This is a genomic window from Mucilaginibacter sp. OK283 (genome assembly GCF_900110415.1).
Classification (GTDB): Bacteria; Bacteroidota; Bacteroidia; order Sphingobacteriales; family Sphingobacteriaceae; genus Mucilaginibacter.
Window position 1 is genome coordinate 1 of record NZ_FODR01000028.1, and the last position, 4,924, is coordinate 4,924.

At 43.4% G+C, this 4,924-nt stretch carries 1 protein-coding gene; it reads left to right on the forward strand.

The features are described from left to right. Window positions 1-98 precede the first annotated feature (98 nt). Window positions 99-4,924: MBG domain-containing protein (locus tag BMX56_RS29740; protein ID WP_143065569.1), on the forward strand; the 4,826-nt coding region annotated here is incomplete at its 3' end.

Below are 4,924 nucleotides of genomic sequence, written 5' to 3' on the forward strand. Positions count from 1 at the left end.
TAAATGAAACCATCACATTTTCAGCTATCTAAAACTTAATAATCTTTTTTTTTAATTATTAATCATTAATTTTAACCCAACACTTATCACTTCCCGGGATGATCAAAAACCTTACCACCAAAACCCTGCTTATAATCCTTTTATTATCGGCTATAAATGCTTTGGCGATGCCGGTCAGCATTTTACCATTGGTTAAAAATGCAAATAAAGGCGAGTATAAAAATATTACAAACTCGCACCTGGCAAGCCTCAACCACACACTGCCATCGTTACCAGATCTGGTGATCATAGCGGGTTCACAAACGGTATCGCCGGCATCTGTGCTTGCTGGTGGTAATGTAAAACTGACCTGCTCCGAGTCAAACATAGGCACTGCCGCCGCAAAAGCCAATACAGTAGTACTTTATCTTTCAAAAACAAATAAATTGAATATTGATAGCGCTACCTGCGTTGGTACTATAGCTTTTGGCGCGCTTAATGTCAATTCAAGTATTTCGGTAAGCAGCACTCTCCAAATACCTAATACAACACCAGGAGGAAACTACTTCTTGTTTTATTGGGCTGATGGTAACAATGCTGTTGCTGAAAGCAATGAAACCAACAACCAGGCAAGTGTGCCACTTACGGTTATTCCCGGGCAGGCAACTGTTAATGCTATTACACTACAAAATTTAAAAATAATTCCAGGGGAAATAAGGGTAGGCAATAAAGTAACTATTTCAGGTACGTTAAATACTAATGTACCTTATAACAATAACATGCGACAATTAGATGTGTATCTATCGTCTGATCAAAACCTGACAACGGTAGCTACCGATGGCGACTTTTACCTTGGTCAGATGTCTGTTTGGCCTTATATTGGTGATAAACAAAAATTGGATTTTTCTGCACAGTTACCAAATAGTATAGGCACTTACGCTAAAGATGGCACGGTATGGTATGTTGTGATAACAGGTGTGGGTGAGTGGCCGCCGCTATTTATTCCGGTAAAAATTAACAACGCGGCACCTGTACTTACTGTAGTTCCGCTATGTTTTGGCTTATCAAGTAGAATGCAGCTAAATTGGCCTGCAGTAAAAGACGCGGTATCTTACGACATCCTGAAGAACAACGCTTACATTGCGACTATTAGCTCGGGAACAACTTACACTGATACAGCCGTCATTGCAGGCAAAACTTATTTATATGAGATAAAAGCAAACGGCGGCGCCGGCTTTAGCGGCACAGCAATACGATCTGCAGTTGCCTCAAATAATTGCACGGTACCTTTACCTAAAAAGCCGGTTGTAACTCTTACAACTAACTGTTCTTATTTTGATCGTAACAATCCTCGAAGTTATATTAATATAACGTTCCCGGTTGAAAATAACAGTACTGTTTATAATTATTACGTTAACAATAAAGAGGTTCCTGTTAATTCCGTTTTTGACCAACCGACACGCACTTTCTTTTACCAGTCGAGTTCCGATTTAAAAGTCACCATTGTTGTAAGGGCAATAAACAGCGCTGGATATATCGATTCAAATCCCGTAACAATAAAATCCTCCAGTTGCAAATTAGCTCCCCCCCCTGGGCCCATAAAGTTAACAGCTACGACAGCGTGTAATGGTATAAAACCACAGGTGACACTTAACTGGCCCGATGTGGCAAACAACAACGGATACGAGTTACAAAAATCGGGACAGCGGGGTATAATTTATGTAGCGGCTCCTCCATATATTGATACCAATGTAACCGATACCACATCTTATAGCTATTCTTTAATAACAAGGAACCCTTTTGGTATTGCCCAATCGGATACAGTAAAAATCAGAACGGCTTTTTGCAAAGCAGGGATATTACCCTACCCTATAAAATTGCTCTTTCAAAACGAGTGCATTGTCGGCAAACCGAAAATAAGTATTTTCACCCAAACATATAGTGATACCTACACAGCATCATATGACATATATCGACAAGGAATATTAGTTAAACACAATTCTCCTGGCTTTCTTATAGATACTGCCGTTGTAGCCGGTACAACCTATAGTTATTATATTGTGGCAAAAAACTCCGCTGGCACCGTTACTTCAGATACCGTTTACGTTACCGCAAATGATTGTTCGCCAGGCACGCCGGTTATAACATCGGTAAATCCGCTGGTTGCGTATTATGGCGATAATATAATTATAAAAGGGACTCATTTGTTTTACGACGTTGCGCCCACTGTCACTTTTGGGGGGGTCTCAGCCACACCTAATCTATTTGGTTCGACTCCAACATTGCTCGCGGTAAAAATAGGCAGCGGCGCATCAGGTAACGTTACCGTAACAACTGCCCAGGGAACAGCCAGTTTTCCGGGGTTTAAATATTTCACAGGTGCCAAACCGCAGATAAGCGTTGTGAGGGGATGTAATCATCAAAAAAGCCAGGCCGAGCTTAAATGGGATACCGTTAACGGTGCAACTTCTTTTGATATTTTAAGAGATAGCGTATTGATAGCGACCGTTAATACGCCCGCATATATAGATACCACTGTGGCCGATGAAAAAAATTATACTTATACGGTAAAGATTAAAACAGCTACAGATACGATAACATCGGCAGCCTCTACACTTGCGACACATGGATGCAATATAAGTGTGATTAATTTGACAGCCACATGCGGAGATAGCAGTATGCTTAAAACCCAGGTAAGAATTGATGTTAAATCCAACAATGGCCAAATTATCGGTTTTTACCGCAACAATCTTTTAATAGCCAATAATTATGAATATGACTTCAACAGCAAAACGGCATATAATGTTGATTACGATGTTAAACCTGACTCCAGCTATACTTATTATGTAGTTACGAAAAATTTTTATGGCATACTCATCGCCTCATATCCCGAAACAATAACCGTTGGTAGTTGCGGTATAAATGCGCCACTCATTACCAAAATATCGCCTTATTATATTGCAAGAGGAGACACCGTAACACTTACCGGTAAAAATTTTACCGGTACAACCGGGGTGTCATTTGGGGGCTTTAACGTGAGGTATTTTAAAGTTGTTTCACCAACAATAATTACTGCCGTGGTTGATACCGCTGCAACCGCCGGTACAGCACGGGTTACTACAAGCTTTGGTGCTGTCAATGATAAAAATTATCAATTTGGCTTGCCTCAGACTCTTGTGATGGCACATACTGCAACCGCAGTTTATGGGGCCGAATTACGAACATACGGCTTTGCCGGCACAAATTCAGGATTGCATATTAGTTATTCCAGCAGCAACAGTTCTGTTCTTGATTTAAAAACTGGCATGGGTATTTTACGAACAGGCACCACCGTTATCACCGCTACGCAGCCGGGCAACAGTATTTATTTTCCGGCCAGCCCGGTTACACAGGTGTTAACTGTAATTCCGGCACCGCTAACCATAACGGCCGATGACCAAACAAGGCCATATAATACCGCAAACCCACCCTTAACAGTAAGCTATACCGGCTTTGCGCCGGGTGAAAGTCAAAAAACAGCACTTAATACAGCTCCGATAGTGACTACTTCGGCTACATCTTCCTCACCACCGGGTAAATATCCCATCACAGTAAGCGGGGCTACAGCTGATAACTATGTTATGACCTATGTGGCAGGCACCTTAACTATTACCCCGCCTCTTCCACCGCCCCCCCCGGTAATTACCGGCTTTAGCCCGCAAATTGCAGTAGCCGGCGACAAGGTAACCATAACAGGTTCTGGTTTTACGGCAGCTACCTCCGTAACTTTTGGCGGTGTACCTGCTACAGCAGTAACCTACGTATCGCCAACCTCCGTTATCGCAACGGTAGGGCAAGGAATATCGGGAGATATTACCCTAACAACTACGGATGGAACAGCTACTTTTGCCGGCTTTGTTTATGGCACCAATATCGACTTCAATCTTGTTTTAACAGCATCCTGCGTTAATGAAATCAGCCAGGTAAAACTTAATTGGAACTACTCGGGCGACGCTGTTTCTTATGATATTTTGAGGGATAGCACTGTAGTGGCAACAATTAACCCCGGTGCTATTACAAGCTATATTGATAACACCGTTATCGGAGGCAAAACTTACGCCTATCAGGTGAGGACGCATACCGTGGCCGGTACGCGCACATCACAGGTACAATCCATAGCGGCTGTTTATTGCGCAAAACCATCAATTGCCTATATCTCGCCTCAATATATTACAGCCGGCGATACCGTTACCATAACAGGATCGGGATTTGCAGGGATAACCTCGGTGACATTTGGCGGCGTTACCGCGCGGTCATTCACGGTAGTTTCACCCACAACCATTATCGCCATTGTCGATTCGGCACCTGCCAACGGTAGTGTTGTAGTTAGTACAGCTTTTAGTTCGGGAACCACCAGTTACCAGGTGCCACTGGTGCAAACCATTACTATGCCGTCGGTCGCGCTCAATGTTTACGGTGCCCAGCCTTTTTCGCCGGCAACCTCAAGCTCGGGTTTACCGGTAACTTATTCCAGCAGCAGCCCGATAGTTGTTGTAGAAAATGGCAAACTGAGCATTAAGGGGGCAGGCAAAACAACCATAACCGCCAGCCAGCCGGGTAACGGAACATATAAAGCCGCTAATACGGTAACCCAAACTTTAACCATAAGCCCGGCATTATTAACCATACGCGCTAATAACCAAACCAGGACATATAAGGCAGCAAATACGCCATTAACGGCAAGTTACAGCGGTTTTGTTTATGCTGATGATACCCTCGCACTGGATAAAACGCCGGTTTTAAGCACCACCGCCACAGCCACATCATTGCCGGGCAAATATCCAATTGTGGCAAGCGGTGCGGTAACCGCCAATTATACGGTTACCTACGTTGCCGGTACGTTAACCATAACCCCGCCACCGGCACCGGTTATCACATCTTTTACACCGCAAAACGCCATAGCAGG